The organism is Xanthomonas sacchari, from assembly GCF_024266585.1.
In the GTDB taxonomy this organism is placed as follows: Bacteria; Pseudomonadota; Gammaproteobacteria; order Xanthomonadales; family Xanthomonadaceae; genus Xanthomonas_A; species Xanthomonas_A sacchari_C.
In genome coordinates this window covers 4859411-4873855 of sequence record NZ_CP100647.1, presented here as the reverse complement: position 1 = coordinate 4873855, position 14445 = coordinate 4859411, and the positions used below count along the sequence as shown (strand labels likewise).

Below are 14445 nucleotides of genomic sequence, written 5' to 3'. Positions count from 1 at the left end.
GCCCCCACGATGGCCTCGCGAATCGAAGACTACGCCATGCTGGGCAACTGCCGCAGTGCGGCGCTGGTGGACCGCCACGGTTCGATCGACTGGCTGTGTTTGCCACGGTTCGATTCCGATGCCCTGTTCGCCGCCCTGCTCGGCGAACCCGACCATGGCCGCTGGGCGATCGCCCCGCAGGGCGCCTACACCAGTACCCGCGCCTATCGCGACGGCAGCCTGGTGCTGGAGACGCGCTTCGAGACCGAGACCGGCACGGTGGCGCTGCTCGACTTCATGGTCGCCAGCCACGACGATGTGCTGCACAGCCACGTAGTGCGGATCGTGCGCGGCCTGCACGGCCGGGTGCCGCTGCGCATGCAATTGCAGTTGCGCTTCAACTACGGACGCACCATCCCCTGGGTGTCGCAGATCGACGGCGGCCTGCAGGCGGTGGCCGGGCCGGACCAGATCGCGCTGCGCAGCCCGCAGGCCATGCACGGCCACGGCTTCGCCACCGAGGCCGAGTTCGCGCTGGAGGCCGGCGAAAGCACCTGGTTCGTGCTCAGCCACGGCGCCTCGCACCTGGAGCTGCCGCCGTTGCTGGCGCCCGAACAGGCGCTGGCGCAGACCGAGGCGTTCTGGCACGGCTGGTCGCACCGCTGCCTGCATGCCGGCCCGTGGACCGAGGCGGTACGACGCTCGCTGGTGGTGCTGAAAGGCCTGAGCTACCTGCCGACCGGCGCCATCGTCGCCGCGCCGACCGCTTCGCTGCCCGAACGCCTGGGTGGCGAGCGCAACTGGGACTATCGTTTCTGCTGGCTGCGCGATGCGGTGTTCACCCTCAACGCCCTGCGCGCCGCCGGCTACGACGATGAGGCCGCGGCCTTCCATGCCTGGCTGCAGCGCACCGTGGCCGGTTCGCCGGACCAGTTGCAGGCGCTGTACGGCATCGGCGGCGAGCGGCGCATGTCCGAATGGGAGGTGGAGTGGCTGCCAGGCTACGAAGGCGCCGCACCGGTGCGCATCGGCAATGCCGCGGTCGGTCAGTTCCAGCTCGACGTGTATGGCGAGGTGATCGCCGCGTTCCATCACGGCCACCGTGAAGGCATGACCAGCGCGGTGCACGGCCGCTCGCTGGCGCGGCAGTTGCTGGAGGTGCTGGAGCAGCGCTGGCGCGAGCCGGACGAGGGCATCTGGGAGATCCGTGACCATCGCCGCCATTTCGTGCACTCCAAGGTAATGGCTTGGTTGGCGTTCGACTGCGGCGCCCGCGACGGCGTCACCGACGCCGATGCTGCGCAACGCGCGCACTGGCGCGCGGTGGCCGACGAGATCCGCGAACAGGTGCTGGCGCAGGGCGTGCACGCGGACGGCTATTTCGTGCAGAGCTATGGCAGCGACCGCCTGGATGCGGCGACCCTGCTGATCCCGCTGGTGGGCTTTGTGCCGCCTGACGATCCGCGCGTGGCGGCCACGGTCGATGCGATCGCCCAGCGCCTGAGCATCAATGGCCTGGTCGAGCGTTACCGCGCCGACGAGGACAGCGGCGACGGCCTGCCGGCCGGCGAGGGCACGTTCGTCGCGTGCAGCTTCTGGCTGGTGGAGAACTACGTGTTGCTCGGCCGTAACGAGCAGGCGCGCGCGCTGTTCGAGCACCTGCTGGGCCTGTGCAACGACGTCGGCCTGCTGGCCGAGGAATACGATCCGCGCAGCGGCCGCATGCTCGGCAATTTTCCGCAGGGCTACTCGCACGTGGCACTGGTCCACGCGGCGTTGCGCCTGCACGGCTTGATCGGTAAACAGGAAACCCTCCCATGAGCGATGCGACCCGGACCCCGCAGACCACCCCGCCATGCCTGATCGTGGTGTTCGGTGCGCGTGGCGACCTGACCCGGCGACTGGTGCTGCCCGCGCTGTACAACCTGCGCCACAGCGGCGCGTTGCCAGAGCAGTTCGCGGTGATCGGCGTGGACCACGGCCAGATCAGCGAGGCCGGCTGGCGGCGCTCGCTCGGCGACAGCATGCGTGGCCTGCTCGCCGACCGCGACGCCGAGTTCAAGGCCGACGGCCTGGATGAGGAGGTATGGGATTGGTTGCGCTCGCGCCTGTACTACCTGCAGGCGGAATTCGACGACACCGCCACCTACCAGACGCTCGGCGGCATGCTGGAGAAGATCGGCGCGCAGTATCGTACAGGCGGCAACGTGCTGTTCTATATGGCGACCGCCGCGCGCTTCTTTGGCCCGGTGATCGAACGGCTGGGCGCGGCAGGGCTGGTGCGGCAGGGCATCGGCGGCGGCTGGCGCCGGGTGATCGTGGAGAAGCCGTTCGGCCACGACCTGCAGAGCGCGCGCGAGCTCAACGCCATCGTCGGCCGCGTGCTCGGCGAGGACCAGGTGTTCCGCATCGACCATTTCCTGGGCAAGGAAACGGTGCAGAACATCCTCGCGTTCCGCTTCGCCAACGGTCTGTTCGAGCCGGTGTGGAACCGCGACCGCATCGACCACGTGCAGATCACCGCGGCCGAGACGATCGGCGTGGAGGGCCGCGGCGGCTTCTACGATCCCACCGGCTGCCTGCGCGACATGGTGCCCAATCACTTGTTCCAGTTGCTGGCGATGATCGCGATGGAGCCACCGGCCGCGTTCACCCCGGCGTCGATGCTGCGCCGGCGCGCCGAGGTGATCGAGGCGGTGCGGCCGCTGAGCCCGGCCGACGTGGTCCGCGGCCAGTACGCGGCCGGTGCGATCGGCCGCAACGCGGTGCCCGGCTACCGCGAGGAAGACACGGTGCCGCCGGATTCCAACACCGAGACCTATGTGGCGATGAAGCTGCAGGTCGACACCTGGCGCTGGGCCGGCGTGCCGTTCTACCTGCGCACCGGCAAGCGCCTGCGCGAGCGCACCACCGAGATCGCGATCCGCTTCAAGCCGGCGCCGCTGGCGCCGCTGCGCAGCGCCGAGATCGGCGGCTACGGCCCGGACTGGCTGGTGCTGCACATCCAGCCCGACGAGGGCATCTCGCTGCAGTTCGACGTCAAGCGCCCGGGCGCGCGGGTCAGCCTGGCACCGGTGCGCATGGATTTCCGCTACCGCGACTGGTTCCCCAAGGAATACACGGTGGGCTACGAGCGCCTGCTGCAGGACTGCATGCACGGCGAGGCCGGGCTGTTCCAGGATGCGACGATGGTCGAGGCGGCCTGGACCATCGTGCAGCCCATCCTCGATGCCTGGCAGACCTCGGCCGACGAAACCCCGCAGTACCCGGCCGGCAGCGCCGGCCCAGCCGCCGCCGACGCGCTGCTGGCGCTCAACGGCGGCCACACCTGGCGTACCCTGACCCCCGGCCGCCGGCCACCACCGCGGCGTCCGCCGGAATCGCCCACCCCCACCGAGACCCAGCCGGTGACCCCGGCGCCCAAGCGCAGCGTGGCAAAGGCGGCCAATCCCTCGGATTCCACCGCGCCGCGCAAGTCGACCAGGCGCAAGGCCGCCTCGTCGCCAGCGACGAAGACGCCTGCGGTGAAGAAGGTCGCCAAGAACGCCGCGAAGAAAGCGGTCAAGCGCGCCGCAAAGAAGGCGACGCAGCCTGCCGCGGGCAGCCGTGCCCGGCGTCCGTCGCGCGCACGATGAGGGGGCGTGTCCGAGCGCCTGCCTGAGCGCCGGCGCCCGCGGCAGTGCTCTGCGGCGAAACGGGAAGCAGGGACCGCGGTTGGATGGTGCAGTCGGGGCTGAAGCCCCCTCCCACACGGGAAGGTCGGCAGGCGGCGGACAGGGCGCGGGCGCCGAACGTGGTCTTGGCGGATCGGGCATGCATCGTCGGGCTCAGTCGCCCGTCGCCCCCGTCGTCACAGCGCAGCAATCGGTCGCCGTGGCGGACGCTATCGGCCGCACCTGTGGGAGCGGCTTCAGCCGCGACGCGACTCAGCGTCAGCGCACGGGGAAGCCTCCATGACGAGGAGCGGGCAGCGACGACGGCGGGATACTGCAGTCGGGGCTGAAGCCCCTCCCACATTGAAGGTTGGCGGGTGGCGGACAGGGCGCGGGCGCCGAACGCGCGCGTGATGAAAACGGGCTTCAACGAGCCGGGCAACGAGTGCATTGGTCTTGGCGGATCGGACATGTGCATTGCCAGGGGTTCGTCGCCCTCGTCGTCACAGCCAGTAATCCTTCACCTCGGCGGACGCTATCGAACGCACCTGTCGGAGCGGCTTCAGCCGCGACGCGACCATGCTGGACGGCCCCCGCGCCACGCCGCACCTTGGCGATGCATCCACCTCCCAGCGCGTTCCCGTCGCGTGCGTACATCGCAGCGCACGCCTGCAATACCACTGGCCATGTGGCCACAGCCACACCCAAGCCCCCGGCATCAACTGCGCTGTGGTCCCGTGCCTGGCGCATCCGTCGGCCCAACCGAGGGATCGTTGACGTCGGCTTCGAACAGTTTGGTCAGGTCGGCGCGCGCCGCGCGGGCGGTCTGCACCACCGCGGCCTCGTCGTCGTAGACCAGGTGCTGGGCGCGCAGCAGCTGCATGTCGTGCTCGCGGAAGCGGGCGATGCGGTCGTGGGCGGTGGCCGCGTCCAGGCCGAGGCCGAGCAGCACCTGCTCGCTCAGTTCCAGGCTGGAGGCGAACACCTCGCGGAACGGTTCGGCGCCCAGGTCCATCAGCCGCCAGGCATGCTGGCGGTTGCGCGCGCGCGCCAGCACCTTGGCGGTGGGGTAGAGCCGGCGGATCAGCCGCGTGGTCTTGATGTTGGTCTCCGGGTCGTCCATCGCCACCACGAAGATGCGGATGTCATCGCTGCCGGCCGCACGCAGCAGGTCCGGTCGGCTGGGGTCGCCGTAGTAGAGCTGGTTGCCGAAGCGGCGCAGGTCCTCCACCCTGTCCGGATTGTGTTCCAGCGCCACGAACGGGATGCGCTGCGCGGTCAGCAGGCGCGCCACGATCTGGCCGAAGCGGCCCATGCCGGCGATCAGCACCTGCGCGCGCTGTGCGTCCACGGCGTCGTACTGCGCGTCCGGCGGCGGCGGGCGCTTGCCCTTGCCGGCCTCGCTGCCGCCGAGCAGGCGCTGCATGCCGATCAGCAGCAGTGGCGTCAGCGCCATCGACACGCCGACCACCGCGACCAGGCGGTCGTGGGTGGCGTCGTCGAGCAGGCGCACGCGCTGCGCCTCGGTGAACACCACGAAGGCGAACTCGCCGCCCAGCCACAGCAGGCTGCCCAACAGCAGCGCGCTGCGCCAGGGCAGGCGCAGCACGCGGCCGATGCCGGCCAGCAGCGTGAACTTGACCAGCAGCAGCGTGGCCACGGCGCCGGCGATCAGCCACGGCTCGGCGACGATGCGGTCCAGGTCGATGCCCATGCCCACGGCGATGAAGAACACCCCCAGCAGCAGGCCCTGGAACGGCTCGATCTGCGCTTCCAGCTCATGGCGGAACTCCGAATCGGCCAGCAGCACGCCGGCCAGGAACGCGCCCAGGCTGGGGCTCAGCCCGGCCTTCTGCAGGAACCAGGCGTTGCCCAGCACCACCAGCAGCGCGCTGGCGGTGAACACCTCGGGCATGCGTGTGCGCGCCACCGTGCGGAACAGGTGGCGCAGCACGAAGCGCCCGCACAGCACCACCAGGGCCAGCGCGCCCAGCGCCTGGCCCACTTCCGACCAGGTCAGCGTGTCGTTCTTGGCGCCGCCGAGCAGCGGCACCGCGGCCAGCAGCGGGATCGCGATCAGGTCCTGGAACAGCAGGATGCCGAAGCCGAGCCGGCCGTAGTCGCTGTTGAGCGCCTTGCGTTCGGCCAGCAACTGCAGCCCCACCGCGGTGGAGGACAGCGCCAGCGCCAGGCCGATCACCAGCGCGCTCTTCCAGTTCAGGCCCATGCACAGCGCCAGCGCGCCCAGCGGCAGCGCGGTCAGCGCCACCTGCGCGCTGCCGGCGCCGAACACTGCGCGCCGCATCAGCTTCAGCCGCGCCGGCGACAGTTCCAGGCCGATCAGGAACAGCAGCATCACCACGCCGATCTCGGCGGCGTTGAGGATGCGCTCGGTGTCCTGCACGAAGCCCAGCCCGTCCGGCCCCAGCACCACGCCCGCAGCCAGGTAGGCCAGCACCGCGCCCAGGCCCAGCCGCTTGAACACCGGCACCGCGATCACCGCGGCCAGCAGCAGGACCAGCGCCAGTTCCAGGCCGCCGCTATGCACGAGTCGTCTCCATCGCCGCATTATGCGGCCGCCAAGGCGACCGTCTGCTGACGCGCGCATATGCGGGTGCCCGCTGCGTCGCGAATCCTTGGGTCGGGGTGGGTGGGGCGGTCCTGCGGGCATCCTGTGGAGGAGGGGGAATCGCCCGGGGTAGAGTGCCGTGTGCGCCCTGTTGCCTGGCCTGGCCTGGCTTGGTTGCGTCGCGACTGAAGTCGCTCCCACAAGGGCAAGCCTGCCGTGGCCCGCGTCGTTCCGGATTCCAGCAACGCGGGCGAGCTGCGAGCACCAAGCGGCCGATCAAGCCCTTGTGGGAGGGGCTTCAGCCCCGACGCGCGGATGCCGGACTCGCGACAGTGCAGCCCGTCGCCGAACGCGCGGCACGTCCTGCACCAGCGCATCCCTCGACCCGGATCATCCCCGCGCCGCGGCCAGCCGTGTACCGTTAGCGCATTCACTGGTCCTTGCCGTCGCCATGAGCACCTATCACCTGCAGTCCGTGTTCCGCCCCGCCTCGGTCGCCATCGTCGGTGGCAGCCCGCGCGAGCGCTCGGCCGGGCGCGCGGTGGTGCGCAGCCTGCGTGCGGCGGGGTTTCCCGGGCAGATCGGCTGGGTCAGCCCGCGCTACCGCGAGATCGACGGCGTCCCCACCGTGCGCCGCCTCACCGACCTGCCGTGGGTGCCGGACCTGGTGGTGATTACCGCGCCGGCGCGGATGTTGCCGCGCATCGTGTCGATCGCCGCGCGGCGCGGCGTGGCCGCGGCGATCATCCTCACCGCCGGGCTCGGCAGCGGGCCGGGGTCGGCCGCGGCGCGGGTGGAAAGCGCCGCGCGCGCCAAGGGCCTGCGCATCCTCGGCCCGCACTGCCTGGGCGTGATCGCCCCGCATGCGCGGCTCAACGCCAGCATCGCCGCGCACTGCCCGCAGCCGGGCGACCTGGCGCTGATCTCCGAATCCAGCGCCATCGCCGCGGCGCTGGTGGAGTGGGGCGTGGCGCGCGCGGTCGGGTTCTCCGCCGTGGTCTCGCTCGGCGATGCGCTGGACGTGGACTTCGCCGACCTGCTCGACTACTTCGCCACCGACTACCGCACCCGCGCGATCCTGCTCTACGTCGAGCACATCCGCGACGCGCGCAAGTTCATGTCCGCCGCCCGCGCCGCCGCGCGCGCCAAACCGGTGGTGGTGGTGAAGTCGGGCCGGCAGCTGCGCATCGATCCCAACGCCGACACCCACGTGCAGGCGCTGGCCAGCTCCGACGCGGTCTACGGTGCCGCGTTCGCCCGCGCCGGCCTGCTGCGGGTGCGCGCGCTGGACGAACTGTTCGCCGCGGCGGAGACGCTGGGCCGGCTCAGCACCTTCCCGGGTCGGCGCCTGGCCATTCTCAGCAACGGCGGCGGCGTCGGCCGCCTGGCGGTGGATACGCTGGCCGACCTCGGCGGCACCCTGGCCGCGCTGTCGGCGCCCATCCAGCAGCGGCTGGACGCGGCGCTGCCGCAGGAGTGGTCGCACCGCAATCCGGTGGACATCGTGGTGGACGCCGATGGCGAGCGCTACGCCGCCGCCGCCGGCGCGCTGCTGGACGATCCGGAGAACGACGCGGTGCTGGTGGTCAATGTGCCCACCGCGTTCACCTCCTCCGCCGATGCGGCGCAGGCGTTGACCCGCATCCTCGGCCAGCGCCCGCGCCACCACCGCGACAAGCCGGTGTTCGCGGTGTGGCTGGGCAACGACGAGAGCGCCATCGCCACGCTCAACGCCGCGCGCATTCCGACCTACGCCACCGAGGCCGACGCGGTGCGCGGCTTCATGCACCTGGTGCGCTACCGCGAGGCGCAGGCGGCGCTGATGGAAACCCCGCCGAGCCTGCCCGACGATTTCGCCTTCGACGCCGCCGCCGCGCGCGGCATCGTCGACGCCGCGCTGGCCGCCGGGCAGACCTGGCTGGATCCGCTGGCGGCCACGCGGTTGCTGGCCGCCTACGGCATTCCCACCGCGCCGGTGGCGCACGCCGCCGATGCCGAGGCCGCGGCGCAGGTGGCCGCGCCGATGCTGGCGCAGGGCTCGGCGGTGGCGGTGAAGATCCACTCGGCCGACATCCCGCACAAGTCCGACGTGGACGGCGTGCGCCTCAACCTGGTCAGCGTGGAGGCGGTGCGCGATGCGGCCGAGGGCATCCTCGCCCGCGCGCGCGCCGCGCGTCCGCAGGCGCGCATCGACGGCGTGCTGGTGCAGCCCTCGCTGCTGCGGCCCAAGGCGCGCGAGCTGATCGCCGGCATCGCCGACGATCCGACCTTCGGTCCGGTGATCGTGTTCGGCCGCGGCGGCACCGCGGTGGAGGTGATCGACGACAAGGCGCTGGCGCTGCCGCCGCTGGACCTGCGCCTGGCCCACGAACTGATCGGCCGCACCCGCGTCAGCCGCATCCTCAAGGCCTACCGCGACGTGCCGGCCGCCGACGAGCGCGCGGTGGCGATGGTGCTGGTCAAGCTGGCGCAACTGGCCGCCGATTTGCCGGAGATCCGCGAACTGGACATCAATCCGTTGCTGGCCGACCGCGACGGGGTGATCGCGGTCGACGCGCGGGTGGCGGTGGCGCCGTCGCGGCGCCTGCACAAGGGCCGCGGCCATCCGCGCTTCGCGATCTTCCCGTATCCCAAGGAGTGGGAGCGGCGCATCGTGCTCAACGACGGCAGCGCCGCGCTGGTGCGTCCGGTGCGGCCGGAGGACGACGCGCTGTTCCGCAGCTTCTTCGCCCGCGTCACCGACGAGGACCTGCGGCTGCGCTTCTTCCAGGCGGTCAAGCATTTCAGCCACGAGTTCATCGCGCGCCTGACCCAGCTCGACTACGCGCGCTCGATCGCGCTGGTGGCGATCGAACCGCGCAGCGGCGACATGCTCGGCGCGGTGCGCCTGCATGCCGATGCCGACTACGACCGCGGCGAGTACGGCATCCTGATCCGCTCCGACCTCAAGGGCCACGGCATCGGCTGGCAGCTGATGCGGATCATGATCGAGTACGCCGGCTGGCTGGGCCTCAAGGTGGTCGAAGGCCAGGTGCTGCGCGAGAACCGCACCATGCTGGCGATGTGCCAGCAACTCGGTTTCAAGGCCACCCCGGATCCGGACGACGCCACGCTGATGGATGTGGTGCTGCCGGTGACGCAACACTGAAGGGGGCGCCGCGCTGTCGACGTTCTCGCGCAGCGTCTTTAGATCCGTCCGTCGACGCCTTGCGGATCGCCCGGCATGGCCAGTTCGTTCGCCTGCCCCGCATGGAGGCAACCGCAATGGACGAGCGTGCGCGCCGAGCGTGGGGGGAAAGGCGCGGACCCGGCAGGCAGCATCGGGGGACGAATGCTGCGGGGCGGCGCCGTGCGGCGGCCGCGATGCCGGGTTGCGCGTCGATCGCCGGCCCCGCGCAGTCGCGGGCGTCGGCGTTGCTCGACGCGTCGAACTCTAGCGAGCGCCGCGCAGCCGGTGGTAGACAGTTGCGCCCGCGGGGCCGCGGCGGCGAACGGGCGGCAGGCCATCGCGGTGCGCCGACCTCGCATGCGGCCGGGGTCCCCGGCCGGCACGGACGCCCCGGCCGTGGCATGCTGCCTGCCGGGGCTGCGCTTGCCGGGAGCGGGCAGGCGCGGTGGGGACGGTGGACGCGCCAGGCACGGCGGCATCCACCGCGGCGATGCACTTTCTTGCGGTGACGCCATGCGCACGCACGGAACCTTGATTCAGTGGAACCAGGAGCGCGGCTGCGGCCTGGTGCGCCTGGCGCATCGCGAGACCGAAGCCGAGGTGCAGCGCGCGGCGTTTCCCGCCGACGGCGTGCCCCCGCGGGTCGGCGAGCTGATCTCCTTCGACCTGGAGCACGACACGCAGGGACGGCTGCGCGCGGTGCGGGTGATGCGGCCTGGCCGCGCAGCGGCAGCGCCGGCGCGTGCGGTGGCCGCACCGCGCGCATGGCGCGGCCTCTGGCTCGGCGTGCTGGTGCTGGCGCTCGCGATCGCCGCCTACGCGGCGCTGCGCTTCCTGGCGGCACCGCAGGTCACTCGTACAGCGCCACCATCGACCACTTCGCCAACGCCCACTGCACGGGCCACGCCCGCGACGGCACCCGCGTTCCAGTGCGATGGCCGCACGCATTGCGCGCAGATGACCTCCTGCGCCGAAGCGGTGTACTTCCTGCAGCACTGCCCAGGTGTACAGATGGACGGCAACCACGACGGCGTGCCGTGCGAACGGCAGTGGTGTCATTAGGGCGTGTTTCGCTCACGCAATCCGCCCTCCTTGCCAATGCGGCTCAGCCCAGGCGTCAGTCCATCGTGCGGTCTCTTGCAGCGATCGATATTCCCGCGGCGTTGCGTCGTGGAAAGTCGGTGGAGCGGTTCCTTGGCCGCGGTGGCCGGGGCAAGGCATGCATCGTCACCTCGTGCGCAGGAGCGATACAGCGATGGGGGCACGATGTCGGGGATATCGGCAGCGAGCACGCTCTGGATTTGTACCACGTCCCGTATCAGGAAGCAGACGGGCCTGAAGCGCCGGTAGCCACATTCGCCGATCCGCAAGGCGCGCTTGCCTATGCCCATGCAGCGCTGGCCGCCGATACCGGCCGCTGGGTGAATGAAGGCGTCGCGCAGTCCGAGTACCTCGATGACATCCGGGCAGGCCGGCCGGCCAAATGGCCGCATGCCCGTTGACGCTCCACCGAACACCGATGCGGCGTGGCGGGCCGGTGTCGATGTCTGTCTTGGCGCGCAGCCGCATGCGCCACGTCAGCCGGTCACTGGCAAGGTCGATGCCCCACCTCGGCAATGCGTCGACGCGCGTTCAGCCGTCTTCGTCGCGGGTGAACGGCGCCAGCCGCAACTTGACCCGATGTTCCACGCCGGCCGGGCACTGCCCCGGCGCCGGCCCGCGGAAGTAGCTGCGCTGCCAGCCTTCGCGGCTGGCGTCGGAGTCGGGCTGGTCCAGGTCGTGCAGGAATTGCCCGCGGCTGCGCATCCACGCGTGGTGTTCGCGCTCCAGTTCCGGCGTCTGCGACAGCGGTTGCCAGCGCGGCTCGGTCTCGGCCAGCACCCGTCGCTGCACCGGGAAGAAGTGGCAGAACGGCTCGCCGGCCTCGAACCGCACCCGGCCGGGCCGGGTGAACTGCCAGTTCATGGTGAAGGTGTACGGGCTCCAATCGGTCTCGATCAGCCCGGTGAGCCCGGCGATGCCGTCCTTGGGCCGGTTCACCGGCGCGGTGACGTACAGGTCCACGCCCGCCTCGGTACGGAACAGGCAGGGCACGTGGAAGGTGAGCACGCCGTAGCCGAAATGGCTGACCGCCGGCGCGTGCGTCCCCGGCGCCGGCTGCACGCGCAGGTCGTCGAGCGCGTTGCCGCCGTTCCATTCGGCCTCGAACGCGGTCTGGCACAGCAGCTCCCAGCCGTGCGCATTGGCGATGTCCAGCGGCAGGCAGCGGTAGGCGTAGCGCTCGGCGGTGCGGTCCATCCACGGCCGCTCGCGCGGTGCCGGGCGTACGTCGAGCGTATGGCCGTCGAGAACGTGGGCAGTGAGTTTCATGGCGCAGGCAGGACGATGGACCAGTGCCGAGTGTGACGCCTCGCCGCGGCCTTGGCGACCGCGGCACGGCACGCGGGGCTCAGACCGCTTCGAAATCCAGCAGCGCCACGCCGTCGCCGACCAGCTCGCCCTCGCGCACGCGGAAGCCGTGCACGGTGCCGTCGGCCGGCGCCTGCAGGGTGTGCTCCATCTTCATCGCCTCCAGCACCAGCAGCGGCGTGCCGCGACTCACCTGGGTGCCGGGTGCGACCAGCAGGGCGACGATGCGCCCGGGCATCGGCGCGGTCAGGCCGCCGCTCTCCACCGCCGGCTGGTCGGCCTCGGCGACCGGGTCGTGGCGTTCGAACAGATAGCCCTGGCCGTCGACGAATAGGTGCAGCTGCGCGCCGGCGAACACCGCATCGGCCTGCACCCGCTGCGTGCCGAGAAACGCGCACAGGCGCCCGTCGTGCCACTGGCCGCTCGCCTCGAGCGCGTCCTGCGCCTGCGCGGCGTGGATCCGCCAGCCGCCCGCGTGCGCGGCCAGGTGCAGCGTGCGTTGCGTGTCGCCGTGCCGCAAGGTCAGCGTACGCGGCGCCGGCGCGCCCAGCCGCCAGCCGTCGCGCAGGTCCCACGGCGAGTGCGGATCGGTCGGCTGCGCGGGCGCGTCGCGTTCGTGCAGTTGCCAGGCCAGCGCGGCCAGGCTCCACAGCGCATCGGTGGTGGGAGCGGGGGTGTCGAACAGGGCGGCGTGCTCGCGCTCGATCAGCGCGGTGTCCAGGTCCGCCTGCGCGAACGCGGTGGTGCCGACCAGGCGCTGCAGGAACGCGGCATTGGTCGACACCCCGACCACCTGGCACGCCGCCAGCGCCGCCTGCATGCGCCGCAGCGCGCGCTCGCGGGTCACGTCCCAGACGATCAGCTTGGCGATCATCGGATCGTAGTGCGGGCCGATCACGTCGCCCTGCTCGACGCCGGCATCGACGCGGGTATGCGCATCGGCGGCGGGCAGGCGCAGGTGTTGCAGCGTGCCGATCGAGGGCAGGAAGCCACGCGCCGGGTCTTCGGCGTACAGCCGTGCTTCCACTGCGTGGCCGCGGATCGCCAGTTCGTGCTGGCGCTGCGGCAGCGGCTGCCCGGCGGCCACGCGCAACTGCCACTCGACCAGGTCGGTGCCGGTGATGCACTCGGTGACCGGGTGTTCCACCTGCAGGCGGGTGTTCATTTCCATGAAGTAGAACGCGCCATCGGGCGCGACGATGAACTCCACGGTGCCGGCGCCGACATAGCCGACCGCGCGCGCGGCCTCCACCGCGGCCTGGCCCATCGCCGCACGCCGCGCCGGGGCCATGCCCGGCGCGGGCGCTTCCTCCAGCACCTTCTGGTGGCGGCGTTGCACCGAGCAGTCGCGCTCGAACAGGTAGACCAGTTCGCCATGCATGTCGCCGAACACCTGGATCTCGATGTGCCGCGGCCGCAGCACGTACTTCTCCACCAGCACGTGCGCATTGCCGAACGCGGCCTGCGCCTCGCGCTGGCAGGCGGCGAGCGCGGCGGCGAACTCTTCGTCGCGATCGACCCGGCGCATGCCCTTGCCACCGCCGCCGGCGCTGGCCTTGATCAGCACCGGGTAGCCGATGGCCGCGGCCTGTTCGCGCAGGAAGTCCGGGTCCTGGCGCTCGCCATGGTAGCCGGGCGTCAGCGGTACCCCGGCCGCCTGCATCAGCGCCTTGGCCGCGCTCTTGTCGCCCATGGCACGGATCGCCGCTGGCGGCGGCCCGATGAACACCAGCCCGTGGGCGGCGCAGGCTTCGGCGAATTCGGCGTTCTCGGACAGGAAGCCGTAGCCGGGATGGATGGCCTGTGCGCCGCTGCGTTGTGCGGCGTCGAGGATGCGTTCGCCGCGCAGGTAGCTTTCGCGCGCCGGGGCGGCGCCGATGTGCACGGCTTCGTCGGCCAGGCGCACGTGGCGGGCGTCGCGGTCCGCATCGGAGTACACGGCCACGGTGGCGATGCCGAGCCGGCGGCAGGTGGCGATCACCCGGCAGGCGATCTCGCCGCGATTGGCGATGAGGATCTTGTCGAAGGTCGGCAGGTCGGGGGTGGCCATGGTCGGGTGCCTGGAAATTAGGTCAGGGGTGCTGCGGGTGCTGAGCGAAGCGTTGCGTGAGACGCGCGCGTTGGTTGAGCCGTAGCTGTGGCCGTTGCGTCTGCATCTGTAGTTGTTGGCGTTGGCGTTGGCGTTGGCGTTGCTGTAGCTCTGCTTTTGCTGTTGCGTTTGCTTTTGATTTACTGGGTTCCCTTACGAAGCGGCGGCCAGCTCGGGGAAAAACCCCGAAGGGGCGGCGCACAGGGATGTGCGCCGTCCGCGGCAGGGGCAGGATGCCCCTTCCGCGGATCCCCGGGCTGGACGCGGACCCGGAGCGCGCAGCGCGGAGGGCGCGAGGCAGGGCGCGCTTGACCAGCCTTCGGCTGTGGTAAAGCGCTTCTTTTGGTTACCTTTTCTTTGCGCGAGCAAAGAAAAGTAACTCGCCCGCAAGGGCGAAAGCTCTTGCTGTTGCTCGATGTTTGCGTGTCGGGCGAGAAGGTCTGTAGGAGCGGCTTTAGCCGCGACCCACATGATCGGTAATGCCAGTCGCGGCTGAAGCCGGTCCTATGATCCAGCGGCCGCCGCCGCCGCAGCAGCAGCAGCAGCAGCAGCAAGTGCAAGAGCAAGTGCAAGAGCA

Annotated in this window: 7 protein-coding genes and 2 pseudogenes; 5 read left to right on the top strand and 4 right to left on the bottom strand. The window is 71.1% G+C overall.

The annotated features are described in order from the left end of the window. The first annotated feature begins 9 nt into the window (after positions 1 to 9). Both NKJ47_RS20630 and zwf read left to right on the top strand, forming a co-directional pair. Positions 10 to 1800 (top strand): glycoside hydrolase family 15 protein, encoded by a 1791-nt coding sequence (locus NKJ47_RS20630; protein ID WP_254459563.1) that lies wholly within the window; start codon positions 10 to 12, stop codon positions 1798 to 1800. Then, entirely contained in the window at positions 1797 to 3614 is a 1818-nt protein-coding gene (gene zwf / locus NKJ47_RS20625) for a glucose-6-phosphate dehydrogenase (RefSeq protein ID WP_254459562.1), read from the top strand. The genes NKJ47_RS20630 and zwf overlap by 4 nt, the downstream gene beginning before the upstream one ends. Positions 3615 to 4350: 736 nt before the next feature. Here the strand turns inward: zwf and NKJ47_RS20620 are convergent. Continuing rightward, a complete protein-coding gene (locus NKJ47_RS20620; RefSeq protein ID WP_254459561.1) occupies positions 4351 to 6180 on the bottom strand; it encodes a monovalent cation:proton antiporter-2 (CPA2) family protein in 1830 nt (609 codons plus the stop codon). 472 nt (positions 6181 to 6652) lie between these two features. Between NKJ47_RS20620 and NKJ47_RS20615 the strand changes: the two genes are divergently transcribed. From NKJ47_RS20615 to NKJ47_RS20605, 3 genes are all read left to right on the top strand, one after another. Continuing rightward, positions 6653 to 9349 carry a bifunctional acetate--CoA ligase family protein/GNAT family N-acetyltransferase gene (locus NKJ47_RS20615; protein ID WP_254459560.1) on the top strand — a complete coding sequence of 899 codons (2697 nt, stop codon included), beginning with the start codon at positions 6653 to 6655 and terminating at the stop codon, positions 9347 to 9349. A 534-nt stretch (positions 9350 to 9883) separates the two neighbouring features. Next, positions 9884 to 10432: an excalibur calcium-binding domain-containing protein gene (locus NKJ47_RS20610; RefSeq protein WP_254459559.1), complete on the top strand. Its 549-nt coding sequence runs from the start codon at positions 9884 to 9886 to the stop codon at positions 10430 to 10432. 65 nt (positions 10433 to 10497) lie between these two features. Further along, positions 10498 to 10872: a hypothetical protein gene (locus tag NKJ47_RS20605; RefSeq protein ID WP_254459558.1), complete on the top strand. Its 375-nt coding sequence runs from the start codon at positions 10498 to 10500 to the stop codon at positions 10870 to 10872. Between the two features lie 130 nt (positions 10873 to 11002). Here NKJ47_RS20605 and NKJ47_RS20600 read toward each other — a convergent pair whose 3' ends face one another. From NKJ47_RS20600 to NKJ47_RS20595, 3 genes and pseudogenes are all read right to left on the bottom strand, one after another. Beyond that, on the bottom strand, positions 11003 to 11740 hold the full coding sequence (locus NKJ47_RS20600; RefSeq protein WP_254459557.1) for a DUF6065 family protein: 738 nt from the start codon (positions 11738 to 11740) through the stop codon (positions 11003 to 11005). A 79-nt stretch (positions 11741 to 11819) separates the two neighbouring features. Continuing rightward, positions 11820 to 12086: pseudogene (locus tag NKJ47_RS20845) on the bottom strand (acetyl-CoA carboxylase biotin carboxyl carrier protein subunit); the annotation flags it as partial. A gap of 227 nt (positions 12087 to 12313) precedes the next feature. Beyond that, a pseudogene (locus NKJ47_RS20595) lies at positions 12314 to 13829 on the bottom strand (acetyl-CoA carboxylase biotin carboxylase subunit); the annotation flags it as partial. Between the last annotated feature and the right edge of the window lie 616 nt (positions 13830 to 14445).

What these genes read in the sequence shown, in the direction of transcription:
- NKJ47_RS20630 (WP_254459563.1), top strand. Translation starts at nt 10, where the DNA reads ATGGCCTCGCGAATCGAAGACTACGCCATGCTGGGCAACTGCCGCAGT.
- zwf (WP_254459562.1), top strand. Translation starts at nt 1,797, where the DNA reads ATGAGCGATGCGACCCGGACCCCGCAGACCACCCCGCCATGCCTGATC.
- NKJ47_RS20615 (WP_254459560.1), top strand. Translation starts at nt 6,653, where the DNA reads ATGAGCACCTATCACCTGCAGTCCGTGTTCCGCCCCGCCTCGGTCGCC.
- NKJ47_RS20610 (WP_254459559.1), top strand. Translation starts at nt 9,884, where the DNA reads ATGCGCACGCACGGAACCTTGATTCAGTGGAACCAGGAGCGCGGCTGC.
- NKJ47_RS20600 (WP_254459557.1), bottom strand. Translation starts at nt 11,740, where the DNA reads ATGAAACTCACTGCCCACGTTCTCGACGGCCATACGCTCGACGTACGC.